The 17,168-nt window shown below is 66.8% G+C and carries 15 protein-coding genes; 11 read left to right on the forward strand and 4 right to left on the reverse strand.

What is annotated here, in order from left to right:
* The first annotated feature begins 45 nt into the window (after window positions 1-45).
* On the forward strand, window positions 46-1,524 hold the full coding sequence (locus J0X27_RS10570) for an Hvo_1808 family surface protein (RefSeq protein ID WP_207269164.1): 1,479 nt from the start codon (window positions 46-48) through the stop codon (window positions 1,522-1,524).
* 30 nt (window positions 1,525-1,554) lie between these two features.
* Complete coding sequence (locus tag J0X27_RS10575; protein ID WP_207269165.1) at window positions 1,555-2,715, forward strand: nicotinate phosphoribosyltransferase; 1,161 nt, start codon at window positions 1,555-1,557, stop codon at window positions 2,713-2,715.
* Window positions 2,716-2,733: 18 nt separating this feature from the next.
* On the opposite strand, the gene J0X27_RS10580 is transcribed toward J0X27_RS10575, so the two are convergent.
* The 4 genes from J0X27_RS10580 to J0X27_RS10595 all read right to left on the reverse strand — a co-directional run bounded on the left by J0X27_RS10580 (window position 2,734) and on the right by J0X27_RS10595 (window position 6,238).
* Window positions 2,734-3,729, reverse strand: coding sequence for an ArsA family ATPase (locus J0X27_RS10580; protein ID WP_207269166.1), 996 nt, complete (start codon window positions 3,727-3,729; stop codon window positions 2,734-2,736).
* Between the two features lie 229 nt (window positions 3,730-3,958).
* Window positions 3,959-4,912, reverse strand: coding sequence for an ABC transporter permease (locus J0X27_RS10585; RefSeq protein WP_207269167.1), 954 nt, complete (start codon window positions 4,910-4,912; stop codon window positions 3,959-3,961).
* A complete protein-coding gene (locus tag J0X27_RS10590; protein ID WP_207269168.1) occupies window positions 4,909-5,835 on the reverse strand; it encodes an ABC transporter ATP-binding protein in 927 nt (308 codons plus the stop codon). Before J0X27_RS10590 ends, J0X27_RS10585 begins: the two co-directional genes overlap by 4 nt.
* A gap of 133 nt (window positions 5,836-5,968) precedes the next feature.
* Complete coding sequence (locus J0X27_RS10595) at window positions 5,969-6,238, reverse strand: DUF7967 family protein (RefSeq protein ID WP_207269169.1); 270 nt, start codon at window positions 6,236-6,238, stop codon at window positions 5,969-5,971.
* A gap of 117 nt (window positions 6,239-6,355) precedes the next feature.
* On the opposite strand from J0X27_RS10595, the gene J0X27_RS10600 reads away from it, so the two are divergent.
* From J0X27_RS10600 to J0X27_RS10640, 9 genes are all read left to right on the forward strand, one after another.
* Complete coding sequence (locus tag J0X27_RS10600; RefSeq protein ID WP_207269170.1) at window positions 6,356-7,045, forward strand: hypothetical protein; 690 nt, start codon at window positions 6,356-6,358, stop codon at window positions 7,043-7,045.
* A 26-nt stretch (window positions 7,046-7,071) separates the two neighbouring features.
* Window positions 7,072-8,829: an excinuclease ABC subunit C gene (locus J0X27_RS10605; RefSeq protein ID WP_207269171.1), complete on the forward strand. Its 1,758-nt coding sequence runs from the start codon at window positions 7,072-7,074 to the stop codon at window positions 8,827-8,829.
* A gap of 83 nt (window positions 8,830-8,912) precedes the next feature.
* Window positions 8,913-9,212, forward strand: coding sequence for an SUI1 family translation initiation factor (locus tag J0X27_RS10610; protein ID WP_207269172.1), 300 nt, complete (start codon window positions 8,913-8,915; stop codon window positions 9,210-9,212).
* A gap of 118 nt (window positions 9,213-9,330) precedes the next feature.
* Window positions 9,331-9,807: a GNAT family N-acetyltransferase gene (locus J0X27_RS10615; RefSeq protein WP_207269173.1), complete on the forward strand. Its 477-nt coding sequence runs from the start codon at window positions 9,331-9,333 to the stop codon at window positions 9,805-9,807.
* Between the two features lie 106 nt (window positions 9,808-9,913).
* Window positions 9,914-10,396 (forward strand): GNAT family N-acetyltransferase, encoded by a 483-nt coding sequence (locus J0X27_RS10620; protein ID WP_207269174.1) that lies wholly within the window; start codon window positions 9,914-9,916, stop codon window positions 10,394-10,396.
* A gap of 85 nt (window positions 10,397-10,481) precedes the next feature.
* Entirely contained in the window at window positions 10,482-11,798 is a 1,317-nt protein-coding gene (gene nrfD / locus J0X27_RS10625) for an NrfD/PsrC family molybdoenzyme membrane anchor subunit (protein WP_207269175.1), read from the forward strand.
* A gap of 189 nt (window positions 11,799-11,987) precedes the next feature.
* Window positions 11,988-13,211 (forward strand): putative manganese transporter, encoded by a 1,224-nt coding sequence (locus J0X27_RS10630; RefSeq protein ID WP_207269176.1) that lies wholly within the window; start codon window positions 11,988-11,990, stop codon window positions 13,209-13,211.
* Between the two features lie 186 nt (window positions 13,212-13,397).
* Window positions 13,398-15,548: an ATP-dependent DNA helicase gene (locus J0X27_RS10635; RefSeq protein WP_207272074.1), complete on the forward strand. Its 2,151-nt coding sequence runs from the start codon at window positions 13,398-13,400 to the stop codon at window positions 15,546-15,548.
* 89 nt (window positions 15,549-15,637) lie between these two features.
* Window positions 15,638-17,167 (forward strand): stage II sporulation protein M, encoded by a 1,530-nt coding sequence (locus tag J0X27_RS10640; RefSeq protein ID WP_207269177.1) that lies wholly within the window; start codon window positions 15,638-15,640, stop codon window positions 17,165-17,167.
* Window position 17,168 lies beyond the last annotated feature (1 nt).

Below are 17,168 nucleotides of genomic sequence, written 5' to 3' on the forward strand. Positions count from 1 at the left end.
GCTCCGACCGATGCACATTTGGCCGTCTCGCCGAACAGTGATCCAATGGGCCGAGTGAGGCTGTTCGTCGTCGTCGCCCTCGTCGTCTGTTCGGGCTGTGCCCTCCCCGGCAATCCGGACGGCTTCGACACCGACCGCGAACTCGGTCACGTCGGCGAGTACGCCCACGACGACGTTTTCGCGTTCGACACGAGCGGCGACCTCTCCGAGAAGCAACTCGAGGCAGTGATGTATCGATCGATGGCTCGGATCGAGGTCGTCCGCGGCCTGAAGTACGAACGCGACGTCGAACTCGAGGTCACGACCCGGAGCGAGTACCGCGACCGGCGGACCAGCGGGACCGAGAACGCGTCGGCGTTCAGCAACGAGGTCTGGCGGGCCGCGTTCCTCGTCGACGGCGACACCGACGTCAATCGGGCGTTCGACGACCTCTACGGCGATTCCGTACAGGGATACTACGTAAACGATCGGATCGTCATCGTCGTCGACGAGACCGACGCGATCAGCATCGATCGCCGGACCCTGGTCCACGAGCTGACACACGCCCTGCAGGACCAACACTTCGGCATCGCTCGCGAGAGCGAGACGATCGACGGGCTGCGCGCCGAAAACGGCCTGCTCGAGGGGGAAGCAGCCTCCGTTCCACGGCAGTACGATCGCCGCTGTGGGTCCGAGTGGCAGTGTCTGCCGGCGACCCAGGGGGCGACGGCGTCGGGCGAGGCGATCACACAGCGCCCGTTCAACGACGGGCTCTTCCTCTCGATCTACGCCCCCTACGCCGAAGGACCGGGGTTCGTCGCCGACCGCTTCGAACGCGGCGGCTGGGCCGCCGTCGATCGCGCACACGCCGAGCCACCACGGAGTACTGCCCAGCTCCTCCACCCCGATCTCTATCCGGATACCGACCCCGTCGACGTCGACGTCCCGGATCGCTCGAGCGACGACTGGAGACCGATCACCGAGAGCGCCGGTGACGGCGACGGCGAACCCCGAACGGAGACGATCGGCGAAGCGACCCTGTTCGCGACGCTCTGGGCCAACGGCGTGGTCGAGCGGCCACTCACCGAGGGGGCTACCGACGGCTCACGATACAACTACTCCTACCCCGCGACGGAGGGCTGGGCCGGCGACAGCCTCCGGGTCTACCGAAACGGAGACGAGCGGAATCGGACGGCACACGTCTGGCGGCTCGCCTGGGAGCGCCCGGCGGATGCGACGGCGTTCGCCGATGCCTACCGGCAACTCCTCTCGAACAACGGGGCCGAGCGGGTCGAATCCGCCGGCGACGGCGTCTATCGGATCCCCGACGGCGAGCCCTTCACCGGCGCGTACCGCGTCACGGTCGCCGACGACACGGTCGAAATCGTCAGCGCGCCGACCGTCGACGAACTCGCTGCCGTTCACGCGACGGCATCGGGATCGAGCCCGTCGCTCGAGTCCGGCCCAGCCCGCGAGCCGGCGGCGACAGTGTCGACGCTACCGACCGACAGCCCGGCTGCGTCGCGTTCGTCGGCAGACGGGTAGCTTTTTTGCCTCCCACGGGAAACCGACGATATGTCAAATCCGTTCGGAACTGTTCCCCCTGCAGCGATTCTCGAGGGGGATGCAACGGACGCGTACTTCGAGCGCACACGGACCACGCTCGAGCACGCGGCGAAGAACCCCCACGTCGTCGCCGAAGTGACGGCAGACCAGTTCCCGACGGGGAGCTTCGAGGTCTTCACGGGCGTGAAAGACGTCGCGACGTTGTTCGAGGGCCGGAACGTCGATGTCGATTGCCTTCCCGACGGCCAACTGTTCGACGGCGGTCCCGTCTGCCGGATCGAGGGTCCCTACCTCGAGTTCGCCGAACTCGAGACCTCGCTGCTTGGCTTTTGCTCACAGCCAAGCGGGTTCGCGACGGCCGCACTCGAGGCCAGATCGGCGGCCCCGGACTCGCTCGTCCTGTCGTTCGGTGCGCGACACGTCCATCCCTCGATCGCGACGACGGTCGAGCGAGCCGCGTTGCTCGCCGGTCTCGACGGGTTCTCCCACGTCGCAGCCGGCGAGGTGCTGGGCCGGCAGGCGGGCGGGACGATGCCCCACGCGCTCATGTTCTGTTTCGGCGAGGGCAATCAGGCCGACGCCTGGACGGCGTTCGACGAGGCCGTCGGCGAGGACGTCCCGCGGATCGCGCTGACGGACACCTTCTGGGACGAGAAAAGCGAGAGCCTGTTGGCCGCCGAGACGCTCGGCGACGCCCTCGACGGCGTTCGACTGGACACGACCGGCTCGCGACGGGGCGATTTCCGCCACATCGTCCGCGAAGTCCGCTGGGAGCTCGACGCCCGCGGCTACGAGGACGTCGACATCTTCTGTAGCGGCGGGCTCGAGCCCGAATCGATGCGATCCCTGACCGACGTCGCCGACGGGTTCGGCGTCGGCAGTCACATCACGGGTGCCGACGCCGTGGACTTCAGCCTCGATATCGTCGAGATCGAGGGTGAGCCCATCTCCAAACGGGGCAAACTCTCCGGCGTCAAGGACGTCTATCGGACCCCCGCGGGCGGACACCACGTCACGCTCGCCGACGGCGATGGCCCCGCCGACGGCGAGTCCCTGCTCGAGCCGCTGGTCCGCGATGGGGAGATCGTCCGGGAGTTCGACCTCGAGACCGCGACCGAGCGGTGTCTCGAGGACGCCGCGCTCGTGGGATTCGGCGATCAGGTGGCGTAGCGGAGCGATATCGGCCGTTCAGGTCGGCAATCGCTTCGCGACAACCGCGAGCGAGCCCCGCCCCTGGACCTCGCCCTCGAGGGCGGGCAGCGTCACGACCTCGAGGTCCGGAAACGTCGCTCGAATCGTCGCGAGCTGTTCCTCGTGGCGTTCCTGTCGCGATCGACAGCGCGGACACCCCTCGTGGGGATCCTCGAGCACGCGATTCACGAGCAGCCGCTCGACGGGCACGCCCCCCTCGCGAAGCCGGTCGACGAGCCGTTCCGTCTCCGAAACCGCCATCGATTCCGGGAGGAGCACCACGCGAAACTCGGTCCGATCGGGATCGACGAGCAGCTCCCGGGCGCGCTCGAGTCGGGCCTGAAACGCCTCCAGACTCTCGTCTTCGTCGTCGCTGTCGCCGGTCATCATCGACATCGGCCCCAGGACGGCCGTCCGGGCGGCGTTGCCGATCCGCTTTGCCTGCCCGCGAAGCGACCGGGCCGTCTCGAGTGCCAGCCCCATCACGTCGGGCATGTCGAACAGCCGCAGGGTGTGACCCGTCGGTGCGGTGTCGAAGACGACGGTGTCCCACTCGCCCGAGTCGACGTACTCGACCAGGAGATCGAGCGCCGCGATCTCGTCGCTGCCCGCCGGCGCACCCGTCGCGAAGAGCCGTTCGACCTCCTCGTCGGAGAGACTGATGCCGGCACGCCGGAGGTCTTTCGCGAGTGCGCGTGCCAGTTTTTCGTAGCGCTCTTTTTGGACGTCCGGGTCGATCTCGACGGCCCACAGGCTCCCCGCTCGTTCCGACTCGTCCGCCATCGATCCGGCCCCCTCGAGCGCCGCGGGCGACTCGAGTTCGGTCGGTTCGGAGCCGATCTCGGCCTCGAACGAATCGGAAAGCGAGTGGGCCGGGTCGGTCGAGACGACGAGGGTCGTCCGGCCGGCGGCGGCCAGCGAGAGTCCGGTCGCCGCCGCGCAGGTCGTCTTCCCGACGCCGCCTTTGCCGCCGTAGAAGATGCAGTCGGTCACACCGGCGGCTACGACGGCGATCCCTGTAAACTGATCCCCGCACGGAGCCGAACGTCCGCTGTGGAGGCAAAGCCACCGCGATGAGGGCTCCCGTCCGGATTCTGCAAGCAGTGTCGGCGACCAACGGACCCGTTATGGGGTCGCCGGTCCCACGGACCGACGGCCCCTCTCATACGGTTTGCCGTCCCGATGTCCCGGTCCCACCGGGACTGACGGACAGGAGACGGTATCAGATGTCGACGCGATCGAACCAGAACAGCGCGATCGTGATCGGGACGACGATCCAGAACAGCAGAATAATGAACGAAAACCAGTCCTGCAGGAAGAACGGGATTCCGTTGGGGTAGGCGACTTCCCGCACTGTCGTCCCGATCTGATCGCCCGAAATCTCGCTGAAGATCGTGATCGTGTTCTGGTAGGCGTTCCCCGGGTCGAGCATGTTGATAAACTGGGCCCAGCTCGGCAGCCGAGTGAACTCGAGTTGTCCACCGCCCGGACCGGACATGGTGTAGGCGACGCCCTCGATGTATCCACGATTCATCAGGAGTCGCAGTGCGGTCTGAATCGAGTTCCAGACGATATAGAAGACGACGAAGACGCCGAACATCGCCGCGCCAGCGATCGTCGTCGAGCGAGTCAGCGAGGAAAGCGAGATGGCGATGCTCATGTACGCGAGCCCATAGAGGATCGTCAACACGAGGAAGGCCATGTACGCGGGGAAGGAAAACTCCGTGACGGCGAAGGCGACCGCGACCATGGCGATGAGGAGGCCGATGATCAGTGACAACGAGAGCACAGCTGTCCGCCCGAGCAGCTTGCCGAGGATGACGTCCCGCCGCGAGTGGGGCAGCGACAGCAAGACCTTGATGCTCCCGGTCTCGCGTTCGCCGGCGATCGCTTTCCAGCCCAGAATGAGCGCGATCAGCGGGATGACGAGTTTCGCAACCGAACTGACCGTGCTAATGAAATCGATCGTCGTGAATCCGTCCGGACTGATCCACGCGAGAATCCCCGCCAGGCCTGCCATCAGCGCGAAGAAGAACACGCTCAGTCCCCAGAACAGCCACGACCGAACCGCGTCCTGGAAGTCCTTCTTCGCGATCGTGCGGACGCTCTCGAGATCGATCGAACTCGAGGCCGAGCCAGTTGGGGCCGCCGGCTGGGTGCCGGTTTCGGAACTCATCGTGCGTACACCTCCGTATCCGTCGTGTACGACTGGAAGACGTCCTCGAGGGAGGCTTCGGTCGTCGAGAAGTCCCGGACTTCGATCCCCCGATCCTCGAGCGTGGAGAGGACGGTCGTCTTCGAGCCGTCGACGTCGACGACGAGCGTCGGTGGCTGCTGGTCCTCGACGGTCGCGCCGCCGACGTCGGGCAGCGATCGGACCGCCTGCAGGGCGTCGTCGTCGATCCGATCGACGGTGACACGCAGGGTCGTCCCGCCCCCGACGGAGTCACGGAGTCCCGCGACGGAGTCGACGGCGACCATCTGCCCGTCGCGCAGAATGCCGACGCGGTCACAGACCGCCTCGACTTGCTCCATGATGTGACTCGAGAAGAAGACGGTCGCACCCCGTTCGTTCTCTTCCTGGACGATCTTGCGCATCTCGCGGGCACCGTTGGGGTCGAGTCCAGTGGAGGGCTCGTCGAGGATGAGCAGATCGGGCTCGCCGACCAGCGCCATCGCGAGCATGAGCCGCTGGGCCATCCCTTTCGAGTAGCCGCCGGCTTTCTTGTCGATCGCGTCGACCAGCCCGACGCGCTCGAGCAAGGCTTCGGGGTCGTCGTCTGCGCCCTTCGAGTCGATGGCGAACTCGAGGTGTTGTCGGGCGGTCAGGCGGCCGTACAGCTGGACCCCTTCCGGGAGAACGCCGGTTCGCTGCCGGATCGTCCGGCTGTGGCGTTGGGCGTCCATCCCGAGGACGCTCACCTCGCCGGCCGTCGGGCGGGCGAAATCCAGCACGATGTTGATCGTCGTCGATTTGCCGGCACCGTTGGGGCCGAGGAAGCCGAATACTTCGCCCTCTTCGACCTGGAACGAGAGGTCATCGAGCGCGAGGGTCTGACCGAACGACTTGGTCAGATTATCGACTGTGATAGCGGGCATGGCTGTGTGGTCGCGGCGTTGCCCGATAAGGTTTTTGACATCACTACTCGGCTGAAAGCATCGGTTTCCCCGCGGAGAGGCGTCGATGGTCGACGATCCTCGTTTCGGGGGTCGACGGTCGTCCCCGTCGCGGCTAGATCGGGTCGTCCGGATCGTATCGGCCCGCGGTCCGGTCGACCTCCTCGGCGTACCGTTCGCGGGTTTCCTCGTCCGGAACCGGCTCGAGTTCGTCGGCGGGGATCTCGGTGGCTGCGGTCACCGTCGGCCCGGTCCGCAGGGCCGTCGACGACCGCTGGCGTTGGTGGTAGCGCGAGCCATCGGGCGTCGCGTAGACGAGCGTGACGAAGTCCCGATCCCCGATCTCCCGTTCGACGAGCCAGCACTGTACCGTCGAGTCACTCATGGCGGGGGATTCAGTGTCGATCACCGAGAATGTACCGAGTCCCATCGACTGGAAGGCAGCCCCTACCGGTCTGAACGAGCCCGGACGTACTTGGTCGATGGCGTCGGAGCGGTGACGATGGTCGAGACCCGAAGCGAGCGCATCGATCAGTGGTCCGACCACGCCGCGGAGCTGTGCCACGAGGGTGAGTTCGTCGTCCACCGCGCCGACCTCGAGGACGCGACGCTCGTCGTCACGAACCAGCGCGTGCTGGCGTTTACGCCCGACGCGGCGGAGCCGAAGTTCCGCCACGTCGATCGGCCCGATATCGGGACCGTCTCCGTCGAGACGGACACCCCCCTGCGACGACTCTCTCTTGGGGCCGTCGCCGCGGTCGTCGGCGTCGGGCTGCTCGAGCTCACGAGGACCAGCAGTTTCGCGACGGCGGTTCCGACCGTCGATCTCGAGGGGAGCCGGACGATGCCGGGAGTGACGCAGCTCACACGCGTCGTCGAGGCGGCGCTCGGAGCCCTCGAAACGGCCCTCGTGGTGCTCGAGGGGGGCCTTCTCCTCCTCGGTATCGTCGCCCTCGTCGCAGCCTCCGTCTTCGTCGCCTCCGTCCTCCGATCGCGCTCGAAACGACTCGTCGTTCGCGTCAGCGGGGGGACCGACATCGAGGTCCCCATCGGCGACGCCGCCATCGACGCCGGAGCGGTCGAGGACCTCGAGCGCGCGATCCGACCGGGATCGACGGCGCTCGAGGCCAACGGAGACGGCGAGACGGGAGGGGCGACCGGTGCGGCGGTCGACGCCGAGGAGTCAGGCTGAAACCTCCTGCCTCCGTAGGGCCGCCGATGAACGCCGATGGGGTTCGCGAGCGCGCCGGATCGTTGCCCCGCGAGCCGGGGGTCTACCAGTTCCGCGAGGGAGAGACGACCCTCTACGTCGGAAAGGCCGTCGACCTGCGGGATCGGGTGCGGTCCTACGCCGATCCCCGCAGCGCTCGGATCCGCCGGATGGTCGACCGCGCCCACGACGTCGAGATCGCCGTCACCGACACCGAGACGCAGGCCCTGCTGCTCGAGGCGAACCTGATCAAACGCCACCAGCCCCGCTACAACGTCCGGCTCAAGGACGACAAATCGTATCCGATGGTCCAGCTGACGGCCCACGACGCCCCGCGGATCGAGATCACCCGCGATCCCGACGAGTCGGCGACCGTCTTCGGCCCCTACACCAGCAAGGGACACGTCGAGACCGTCGTCAAGGCGCTCCGGGAAACGTACGGCGTCCGGGGCTGTTCGGACCACAAGTACGCGGGCCGCGACCGGCCGTGTCTGGACTACGAGATGGGGCTGTGTACCGCGCCCTGCACCCGCGAGATCGACCTCGAGAGCTACGGCGAGGACGTCACCGCGGTCGAACGATTCCTCGAGGGCGAGACGGGGATCCTCGCGGATCCGTTACGGCAGGAGATGGAAGCCGCGGCGCAGCAAAAACACTTCGAGCGCGCGGCGAACCTGCGGGATCGCCTCGAGACCGTCGCAGCCTTCCACGGCGAGGGCGGCGAGGCGGTCCAGTCGGTCGGCGATGAACGGGGCGTCGACATCCTCGGCGTCGCCATCGAGGGCGAGGACGCGACCGTCGCACGGTTACGCGCCGAGAGCGGCAAGTTGATCGACCGGGACCGGCACACGCTCGAGGCACCCGGCGCTACCGGGGACGGCGTCGCCGGCGAGACCGAGGGCGTCCCCGCCGTCCTCGCCGCGTTTATCGTCCAGTACTACGCCGAGCGCGAGCTGCCCGACGCCCTGCTCCTGCCCGAACGTCACGGCGACGAGGAGGTCGCCGCCTGGCTCGAGGCCGCGGGCGTCTCGGTCCGCGTCCCGGGTGCGGGCCGGGAAGCCAAACTCGTCGAACTCGCGCTCAAGAACGCCCGGCGCAACGTGGGCCGACGCGACGAGTGTGGCATGCTCGCGGACGCCCTCGAGATCGACTCGGCTCGGCGGATCGAGGGCTTCGACGTGAGCCACGCGCAGGGGAAAGCGGCGGTCGGGAGCAACGTCACGTTCGTCGACGGCAGCGCCGAAAAAGCGGATTACCGGCGGAAGAAGCTGACCGACCAGAACGACGACTACGACAACATGCGCGCCTTGCTCGAGTGGCGTGCCACCCGCGCCGTCGAGGGGCGGGACGACCGGCCAGACCCCGATCTCTTGCTGATCGACGGCGGGGAGGGCCAACTCGAGGCCGCCCGCGACGCGCTGTCCGCGGTCGGCTGGGACGTACCGGCGATCGCGCTGGCGAAAGCCGAGGAGCGCGTGGTCACGCCCGACCGGACGTTTTCGTGGCCGAGCGACGCGCCGCATCTACATCTCCTCCAGCGCGTGCGCGACGAGGCCCACCGCTTTGCCGTACAGTACCACCAGACCGTCCGCGACGAGGTGAAAACGGTGCTCGACGACGTCCAGGGGGTCGGTCCCGAGACCCGGAAACGCCTGCTCGGTCGCTTCGGCAGCGTCGAGAACGTCCGCGAGGCGACCCTCGAGGACCTCCGGAGCGTCGAGGGTGTCGGCGAGAAGACCGCCGAGACGATCAAGTCGCGACTGTAGCGGCGCTGGGTCGGCGCTTGCCGATTCGGCTCCGTTGCGAAGGCAGGGACAGGGCTATCCCCGTTCCCAGCCCATGTGACGATATGGCAGACAACGACGACGATCTCGACGACCTGCTCGACGAACTCGACAGCCAGGGGGACCTCGAGACCTCCCAGCAGGTGCTGTCGCTTCGGACGGAGAGCAGACGGTACGACAAGCCGGTGACGATCATCGAGGGGTTCGACCTCACCAAATCGGAGATCGAATCGACCGCGTCGGACCTCAAGCAGTCGCTCGGGACGGGCGGGACGGTCGACGACGGTCGCATCGAACTCCAGGGCGACCACCGGGACCGCGTTCCGGACCTGCTCCGGGACCGGGGGTTCGACGTGCAGGAGTGATCCCACCGGTGGGGACGGTTCGGTGTTCCCACACGCTCCGTGTCGACCGCGTCGTCTCCGCTCGGAGTGAGCGTCTCGTGTCAGCGTGTTATTTATGTCCCACGTTCAATGATGAGGTATGAACGTTCGATCCGCGACACCCGACGACTTCGAGGCGATCACCGCCGTCGCTCGCGCTACCTGGCACGACACGTACGACGAACTCGAGGCCGACATGATCGACCGGACCGTCGACGAGTGGTACACCGACGACTCGATGCCCCTCGAGGCCCCCGGCACGGTCGTCCTCGTCGCCGAGGAAGACGGGGAACTCGTCGGCTTTACGCACGCGGTCGCACAGGGTGACAGGGCCGACATCCTCCGGATGTACGTCCACCCGGACCGTCAGGGCGAGGGGATCGGGTCGCAACTCCACGAGCGGCTGATCGAGGAGATCGAGTCCCACGACGTCGAGCGGGTCCGGTCGATCGACTTCGCGTTCAACGACACCAGTCGCGCGTTCTACGAGGGGTTGGGCTTCGAACAGACCGACACCGGCGAGGTCGAGATCGACGGGGAGTACTACGACGAAGCGGTCTACACGCTCGAGTTGTAGCACCGCGTTCGAGTCCGGCCGACGGGTCGGGACGTCGGTACGGCAGACCGACGAGCCTAACTGAGACGGTGCAATCACTTTGTCACTCGCTGTCGTACCGTCGGGTATGGAGATCAGACCAGCGACCCGCGAGGACCGCGACCGAATCAGGGCCGTCGCCCGCGAAACCTGGCACGCGACCTACGACGAACTCGAGGCCGACACGATCGACGAGACCATCGACGAGTGGTACGGCGACGAGGCCCTCGAGACGGCGATGTCGAAGCCGGGGACTGCCTTCCTCGTCGCGGAACGAGGGGGAGAGATCGTCGGCTTCACCCACGGCGTCGTCACCGAGGACGAAGGCGACGTCCTCCGCATGTCCGTCCACCCCGACCACCAGGGCGAGGGGATCGGCACGGCGCTGTACGAACGGCTCCGCGAGGACCTGCGGGACTTCAACATGGAGCGGATGCGCGCGATCGACCTCGCCTCGAACGAGGGTGGCCGGAAGTTCTACGAGGATCACGGGTTCGAACCGACCGACGAGGACGACGTCGAGATCGGCGGCGAGCAGCGACGGGAAGTGGTCTACACGCTCGAGTTGTGAGTCCCTGTCGACGCTCGCCCGACCCGTCCTTGCACATTCATAGCACGGACGCAAGTGGACAGCCGATGAGGTCAACTGTAGTACGATGTCGACGAAACGGCCGAGCGAGGCCGACATTTTGCGGCCGATCGGAACGGTCTCGCTAACGTACTTCGCGCTGGTCGCCGTCGCAGGACTGGCGTTCGTCGCCTTCCTGATCGGCTGGGCTTACCAATTGAACGAGGGATTGATCGTCACCGCGCTGGGCGACTGGGGGAGCGGCGGTGGCGCGACGTGGGGAATCTACATCGGCGCGTTCATCTGGTGGGTCGGGATCGCACACGGCGGGATCATCCTCTCTGCCGCCGTCCGGCTGCTCGGGATGGACCGGTACATGCCGGTGGCGCGACTCGCCGAGTTGCTGACCATCAGCGGCCTCTCGGCGGCGGGGTTTTACATTATCGTCCACCTCGGCCGACCCGACCGGATGGTTACCAGCGTCGTCGGCCACTACCACATCACGATCCACGGATCGCCACTCGTGTGGGACGTGACCGTCATCACGGCCTACTTCGTGTTGACGGCGACCTATCTCGGGCTGACGCTGCGCTACGACGTGAGCCGACTGCGCGATCAGCTACCAGACCGGCTCGACCCGATTTATGGATTCATCACGATCGGCTACACCGAGCGCGAAGACGCGGTCGTCGAGCGCATGGTCTGGTGGCTCGCGCTCGCGATCATCATCATGGCACCGCTCTTGCTCCACGGGGGGGTCATTCCGTGGCTGTTCGCGGTGATCCCGACGATGCCGACCTGGTTCGGTGCCGTCCAGGGCCCGCAGTTCCTCACCATCGCACTGACGTCGGCCATCAGCGGCGTCATCATTCTCGCGTTCTCGTTCCGCCGTGCCTACGACTGGGATCACATCATTACGGACGACATCTTCCGCGGACTCCTCCTGTGGCTCGGGTTCTTCTGTCTGCTCTTCCTGTGGCTCCAACTCCAGCAAAACATCACCGGCCTGTTCCAGGCCCCCGTCGACCTGACCGTCGCCGCCCGGGCCAGGGCCACCAACCCCATCTATCTCACCTCTATGTCGCTGGTCTTCCTGACGCTGACGTACATCTTCGCCCAGACGCTCCGTCCGACGCTGTTTACCAAGCGCCGGGCCGTCGTCTCCGGACTCGCGGTACTCACCGCGACGATCCTCGAGAAGGTGCTGTTCGTCGTCGAGGGGTTCCTGCACCCGACGTTCGACATCTACGAGGCCGTGCCGGGAGTCTACGTGCCGAGCCTGATCGAGATCGCGTCGATCACGGGAACGATCGGCATGGTCGCGCTGTTCTTCCTCACCGTCGCCAAGATCTTCCCCGTCGTCGAACTCCACGCCATCGAACACCTGCGTGACGATCACGAGTAGCGACCGGCGGCCTCCCGGTTTCTCGAGCGATCGACGGCACCAGCCTCGAGAGCGGGCTCCCGTGTCGGATTCGACGAGTCACCCATAAGGATTGCAGCCACCAGCAGCTATATACATCCCGACGCTAAACTCGTTTTTAGAGATGTCTAATCTTTGGCCCACCCGAAGCCAATCTACGGGTGAGGCGCAATGAACGAGGTACTGGAGGTCTTTCTCGCCTCGCTGCGAGACGGCTACGTTCAGGTGAGCGCGTTCGTCGCGGTGACGGTGTTAGCGTTCGGCCTGATCCAGTACTGGACCGACGGAGCCGTGATCGGTGCGATCGAGGGCAACGAGCGGCTGCAAGTACTGTTCGGCGGTCTGCTGGGGCTGACACCGGGCTGTGGTGGTGCGATCGTCGTCATGCCGCTGTACGTCCGCGGGACGGTCAGTTTCGGCACCGTGGTCGCGACGCTGGGCGCGACCGCCGGCGACTCGGCGTTCGTCATCCTCGCGCTCGCACCCGAGGCCGCGATCTACGCCTACGCCATCGCGTTCGCGGCCTCCGTCGCCACCGGCTACCTCGTCGACGAGTTCGGACTGGGCGTCGGTCGCGTCGACAACGCCGTCGCGAAACTCTCGCCGGCGATGGCCGACGGCGGCACCGTGGTCAACAGCGGCGTCGGTCCCAACCCCGCCCACGACTATGGTTGTGCGGCCCCCACCCATGCACACGAAACGGGGCCGGATCGCCGCTCTCGAGTCCTCACCCCGCTCTCTCACCTCGCACACGTCCTGTGGTGGGTCGCCGCGGTCGCTGGACTCGTCCTCGGGACGCTCTACCTGTTCCGTGGCGGTCCCGAGGTCGCGCTGGTCGCGGACTTCGGCTTCGACGGCCTGTTTACCGTCGCCGGTATCGTCGGTGCGGTCCTGTCGCTGTACCTCTACGTGATCGGCCGCCACTACGTCGGCGAGGGAGAGATCGCCCGCGCTCGAGACTCCTTCGGGTCGATCTACGACACGCTCACCCACGCGGCGATGGAGACCAGCTTCGTCACCGTCTGGGTGCTCGTGGCCTTCCTCGTCTACGAGTACGCCGTCCTTTTTACCGGCGTGAACGTCGCCACCGTCGCCGCGGCGGCGGGCGTGTTGGCCCCGATCGGCGGCGCGGCCGTCGGGTTGATTCCCGGCTGTGGCCCCCAGATACTGCTGGCGAGCGTCTACGCCGAGGGCGGGCTCCCCTTCTCCGCGCTTTCCGCCAACGCGATCGCCCAGGACGGCGACGCCCTGTTCCCGCTGCTGGCCGTCGACGCCAGGGCCGCCATCGTCGCCACGATCTACAACTTCCTGCCAGCCGTCGTCGTCGGCGTCGCGCTCCACTTCCTGTGGAGCCCCGTCTTCGGCATGGCCGAGTTCGGGTTCGGCGTGCTCTGATCTCGAATCGGCGACGCCCGCCGGTCCCGCCGAAGGGGTCCGTTCCAACTCGAATCGGCGGGGACGGGTTTTCTTTCCCGCTCGGCAGGATCGTGGAGGCGGCTTACAGATCGATCCCCGATCCGAGACGAATCCTTTTATCGCATCGCGAACCTATCGTACGGTGTGTCCGAGACAGCCGGGTACATGCGCTTTTTCCCGTACGACCAGCCCTACGCGAACCAGCGGGAGGCGATGGACCGCATCCACAACTCCCTCCATCGGGGCCAGGACGTGCTCTTCGAGGGAGCCTGCGGGACCGGCAAGTCCCTCTCGTCGCTGGTTCCGGCCCTCGAGGTCGCCCGCGAGCAGGACAAGACGGTCGTCATCACGACGAACGTCCACCAGCAGATGCGGCAGTTCGTCGCCGAAGCCCGCGCGATCACCCGCGAGGAGTCGATCCGTGCGGTCGTCTTCAAGGGCAAATCCTCGATGTGTCACATCGACGTCGGCTACGAGGAGTGTCAGGTCCTGCGGGACAACACCCGCGCCGTCGTCGACGCCGAACGCGACCGCGAGCAACTCGAGCGCCGCCAGCGCGAACTGCTCGCGGAGAGTCAGGACGGCGACGGCTCGGCAGCCGACGCCCGCTCGGCGGTGATGGACGAACTCGATGACATCGAGGACCGACTCGAGGATTTGGAGGAGCAGAACGTCTGTGACTACTACCGGAACAACCTCACAGGGGAGACGGACGACTTCTTCGGCTGGCTCTTCGAGGACGTCCGCACGCCCGACGATATTTACGAGCACGCCGAACAACAGCAGTTCTGTGGCTACGAGCTCCTGAAGGAGGGGCTCGAGGGCGTCGATCTGGTCGTCTGTAACTACCACCACCTGCTCGATTCGGCGATTCGCGAGCAGTTCTTCCGGTGGCTGGGACGGGATCCCGACGACGTGATCGCCGTCTTCGACGAGGCCCACAACGTCGAGGACGCCGCCCGCGAGCACGCGACCCGGACCTGCTCCGAGCGCACCTTCGATTCCGCGCTGGACGAATTGGCCGAGACGGACGATCCGCGCTCGGAAGACGCCGCGAACGTCCTCTCGGCCTTCCACCGCGCGCTCGTCGAGACCTACGAGGACGCCTTCGGATTCGGCGATCGCGAGGGCATCGGCGGCAACTGGTCCGACGTCCCCATCGCCAACGAGGACCGCAAGGACGACCTCACGCTCGAGTTCCTGCAGCGCTACTCCGGCCGGGGGATCGACGACGACCTCGAGGCCGCGATGAAACTCGGTCAGGAACTCGACGAGCAATACGAGGAGGCGTATCGGGAGGGTGAGACGGCCACGCGCACGGAGTGTCAGACCCTGCAGGCCGCCGGCTTCGTCAGCGCGTGGATGACCGAGAGCTCGGCGGAGGGGCTCTATCCGGTGGTTTCCGTCACCCGAGACGCCGGGACCGACGAGGTCTACGGCCGCGCGGAGCTGTACTCCTGTCTCCCCCGGCAGGTGACCGGTCAGCTGTTCGAGGAGGTCCACGCGACCGTCCTGATGAGCGCGACCATCCACCCCTTCGAGGTCACGGAGAACGTGCTCGGCCTCGAGGACGCGGTGACGATGGCCTACGGGCTGGAGTTCCCCGAGGAGAACCGCCGAACGTACGCCGTCGAGACGCCGCCGCTGTTCTCCTCGGATCGCGACGATCCCGCGGTTCAGGAGACGGTGGCGGAGACGATCCACGATGCCGTCCGGATGACGCCCGGCAACACGCTCGCGTTCTTCCCCAACTACGGCGAGGCGAGTCGGTACGCCGACCGGCTCGCGAGCCGAAGCGATCGGCCGCTCTATCTGGACGAACCGGGCCAGTCCGTCGAGGAGCTTCGCCAACAGTTCGTCGCGGACGACGGCGCGGTGCTCTGTACCTCGCTGTGGGGAACCCTCGCGGAGGGGGTGAGCTTCGACGGCGACGATGCCCACACGGTGTTGGTCGTCGGCGTTCCCTACCCGCATCTGGACGACCGGGCCGAAGCCGTTCAGGACGCCTACGACGTGGCCTTCGACGGCACCGATACTGGCTGGCGCTACGCCGTCGAGATCCCGACGGTTCGAAAGACCAGACAGGCGCTGGGGCGGGTCATCCGCTCCCCGGAGGAGGTCGGCGTCCGCGCGCTGCTCGATCGCCGCTACTCGAGGCAGGCCAAACCGGATCTCGGCAGGTACAGCGTCAACGGCACCTTCCCACACGAGGAACGCGAGGAGTTGATCGACATCGCCCCGGACAAACTCAAGTTCGCGATGCTCAACTTCTACGGCGGGCACGACGAATACGACGGCGAGCCGCCGAGTCCATAGTCGCCCCCGCTTCGATCGCCCCGATGGAACCGAGAACGGGTGTGACCGGGAGAGCGTTCATTTAACTTACACGCGGCCCAACGGCCAGTATGGCGCTTTCGGATTTCCTCGCCGCCGTCGTCGCCGTCCTCCGTCGTCGACCGGGAGACATCCTGCCGATGTACGTCCTCGGCGTCGCGGTCGCCGCGATCGTGCGGGTCGTTCCGTTCGTCGCGATCGCCGCCGGCGTACTCTTCCTCGCGACGACCGGTCGTCTGGAAGCGATTCGAACCCAACTTGCCGATCTCGAGCCGCCACCGACAGACCCCAACGCCGATCCCGAGGCGGTCGAGGCGTGGGCAACCGATCTCGAGCCGATCGTCGAGCAGCTCCTGACGCCGCCGCTTGCCGCCCTCGCCGTCGTGACGATCGTCGTGAGCCTGTTGCTGTTCGTCCTGCTTACCGCCGCCGTCGCGGCGGGGCAGCTCGCAGCCTGTTACGGCCGGTTGCGAGACGACCGCGGGCTCGTGGCCGGGCTCGCGGGTGCCCGCCGCTACTGGCCGCGGTTCCTCGGGCTCTTCGTGCTCGAGGTGCTGTGCTGGATGGTGATACTCGCCACCGTCGGAATCGTGGCGGCGCTGATCGCCGGCGTGGCCTCGCTGGCGGCCGAATCGATGGGCGTCGCCGTTCTCGTGGTCGGGCTGGCGATCGTCGTCGCGATCGTCCCCCTCGTTCTCGTTCGAGCGCTGTTCGCGTTCGCACCGGTCGCGATCGTCGTCGACGACGCCGGCGTCTTCGAGTCGGTGCGCAGCGCGGGGGCATTCGTCCGCACACAGCCGGTCGAGGCGATCTTTTACTACATCATTGCTCTCGTGATGGGTGGCGGCTTCGTCGCCGTTACTGGACTCCTCTCGCTGGTCAACGTCGCCACCGTCGGCTCGCTGCTCGCCCCGCTGGTCCTGTTCCCGGTGCTCGATCTGCTGAAGACGGCCGTCTACTGTGACTACCGGGATCGATTGACGCCGCCGGAGTCACCGACGCGGCCGCTTCGGACCCAGTTTCGGGCCGGGCTCCGACGCGGCTGGGGCGAACTGACGTCGTTCGTGCGGGCGACGCCGGGAACACACGCGCTGGTGATCGGGCTCGCCGTCCTCGGGTTCGGGATCGGCTGGCTCGCGGCCGAACCGTTCGTCGGCACGGTCGAGACGTCGATCGCGGCCCGACTCGAGGGGCACGTTCCACCCACGGCCGCCATCGAACTGTTCGGTAATAACTGGCTGGTCGCGCTCACGACCGCCTACGGCGGCATCGCACTCGCGATTCCGGCGATCGTTTCGTTGCTGTTCAACGGCGTCTTCCTCGGACTCATCGCCCGGCTCGAGGTCGATCCCGCGGAACTCGCCGCCTTCGTGCTCCCACACGGCGTCCTCGAGATTCCGGCGATCCTCGTCGCCAGCGCGCTCGGCATCTCCGTGGGCGTCACCGCCTGGCGAACGTGGCGGGGTCGCGAGACCCGGGCGGGGCTCGCGGACGCACTCGAGCGGGCGTTCTGGGTGCTCGTCGGCGTCGGCATCCTGTTGGCGATCGCAGCCGTCATCGAAGGATTCGTGAGTCCGTACTACTACCGCCTGCTTCTCTGAG

It is taken from the genome of Natrinema longum (assembly GCF_017352095.1).
Lineage (GTDB): Archaea > Halobacteriota > Halobacteria > Halobacteriales > Natrialbaceae > Natrinema > Natrinema longum.

What these genes read in the sequence shown, in the direction of transcription:
- J0X27_RS10570 (WP_207269164.1), top strand. Translation starts at nt 46, where the DNA reads ATGGGCCGAGTGAGGCTGTTCGTCGTCGTCGCCCTCGTCGTCTGTTCG.
- J0X27_RS10575 (WP_207269165.1), top strand. Translation starts at nt 1,555, where the DNA reads ATGTCAAATCCGTTCGGAACTGTTCCCCCTGCAGCGATTCTCGAGGGG.
- J0X27_RS10585 (WP_207269167.1), bottom strand. Translation starts at nt 4,912, where the DNA reads ATGAGTTCCGAAACCGGCACCCAGCCGGCGGCCCCAACTGGCTCGGCC.
- J0X27_RS10590 (WP_207269168.1), bottom strand. Translation starts at nt 5,835, where the DNA reads ATGCCCGCTATCACAGTCGATAATCTGACCAAGTCGTTCGGTCAGACC.
- J0X27_RS10595 (WP_207269169.1), bottom strand. Translation starts at nt 6,238, where the DNA reads ATGAGTGACTCGACGGTACAGTGCTGGCTCGTCGAACGGGAGATCGGG.
- J0X27_RS10600 (WP_207269170.1), top strand. Translation starts at nt 6,356, where the DNA reads ATGGTCGAGACCCGAAGCGAGCGCATCGATCAGTGGTCCGACCACGCC.
- J0X27_RS10605 (WP_207269171.1), top strand. Translation starts at nt 7,072, where the DNA reads ATGAACGCCGATGGGGTTCGCGAGCGCGCCGGATCGTTGCCCCGCGAG.
- J0X27_RS10610 (WP_207269172.1), top strand. Translation starts at nt 8,913, where the DNA reads ATGGCAGACAACGACGACGATCTCGACGACCTGCTCGACGAACTCGAC.
- J0X27_RS10615 (WP_207269173.1), top strand. Translation starts at nt 9,331, where the DNA reads ATGAACGTTCGATCCGCGACACCCGACGACTTCGAGGCGATCACCGCC.
- J0X27_RS10620 (WP_207269174.1), top strand. Translation starts at nt 9,914, where the DNA reads ATGGAGATCAGACCAGCGACCCGCGAGGACCGCGACCGAATCAGGGCC.
- nrfD (WP_207269175.1), top strand. Translation starts at nt 10,482, where the DNA reads ATGTCGACGAAACGGCCGAGCGAGGCCGACATTTTGCGGCCGATCGGA.
- J0X27_RS10630 (WP_207269176.1), top strand. Translation starts at nt 11,988, where the DNA reads ATGAACGAGGTACTGGAGGTCTTTCTCGCCTCGCTGCGAGACGGCTAC.
- J0X27_RS10635 (WP_207272074.1), top strand. Translation starts at nt 13,398, where the DNA reads ATGCGCTTTTTCCCGTACGACCAGCCCTACGCGAACCAGCGGGAGGCG.
- J0X27_RS10640 (WP_207269177.1), top strand. Translation starts at nt 15,638, where the DNA reads ATGGCGCTTTCGGATTTCCTCGCCGCCGTCGTCGCCGTCCTCCGTCGT.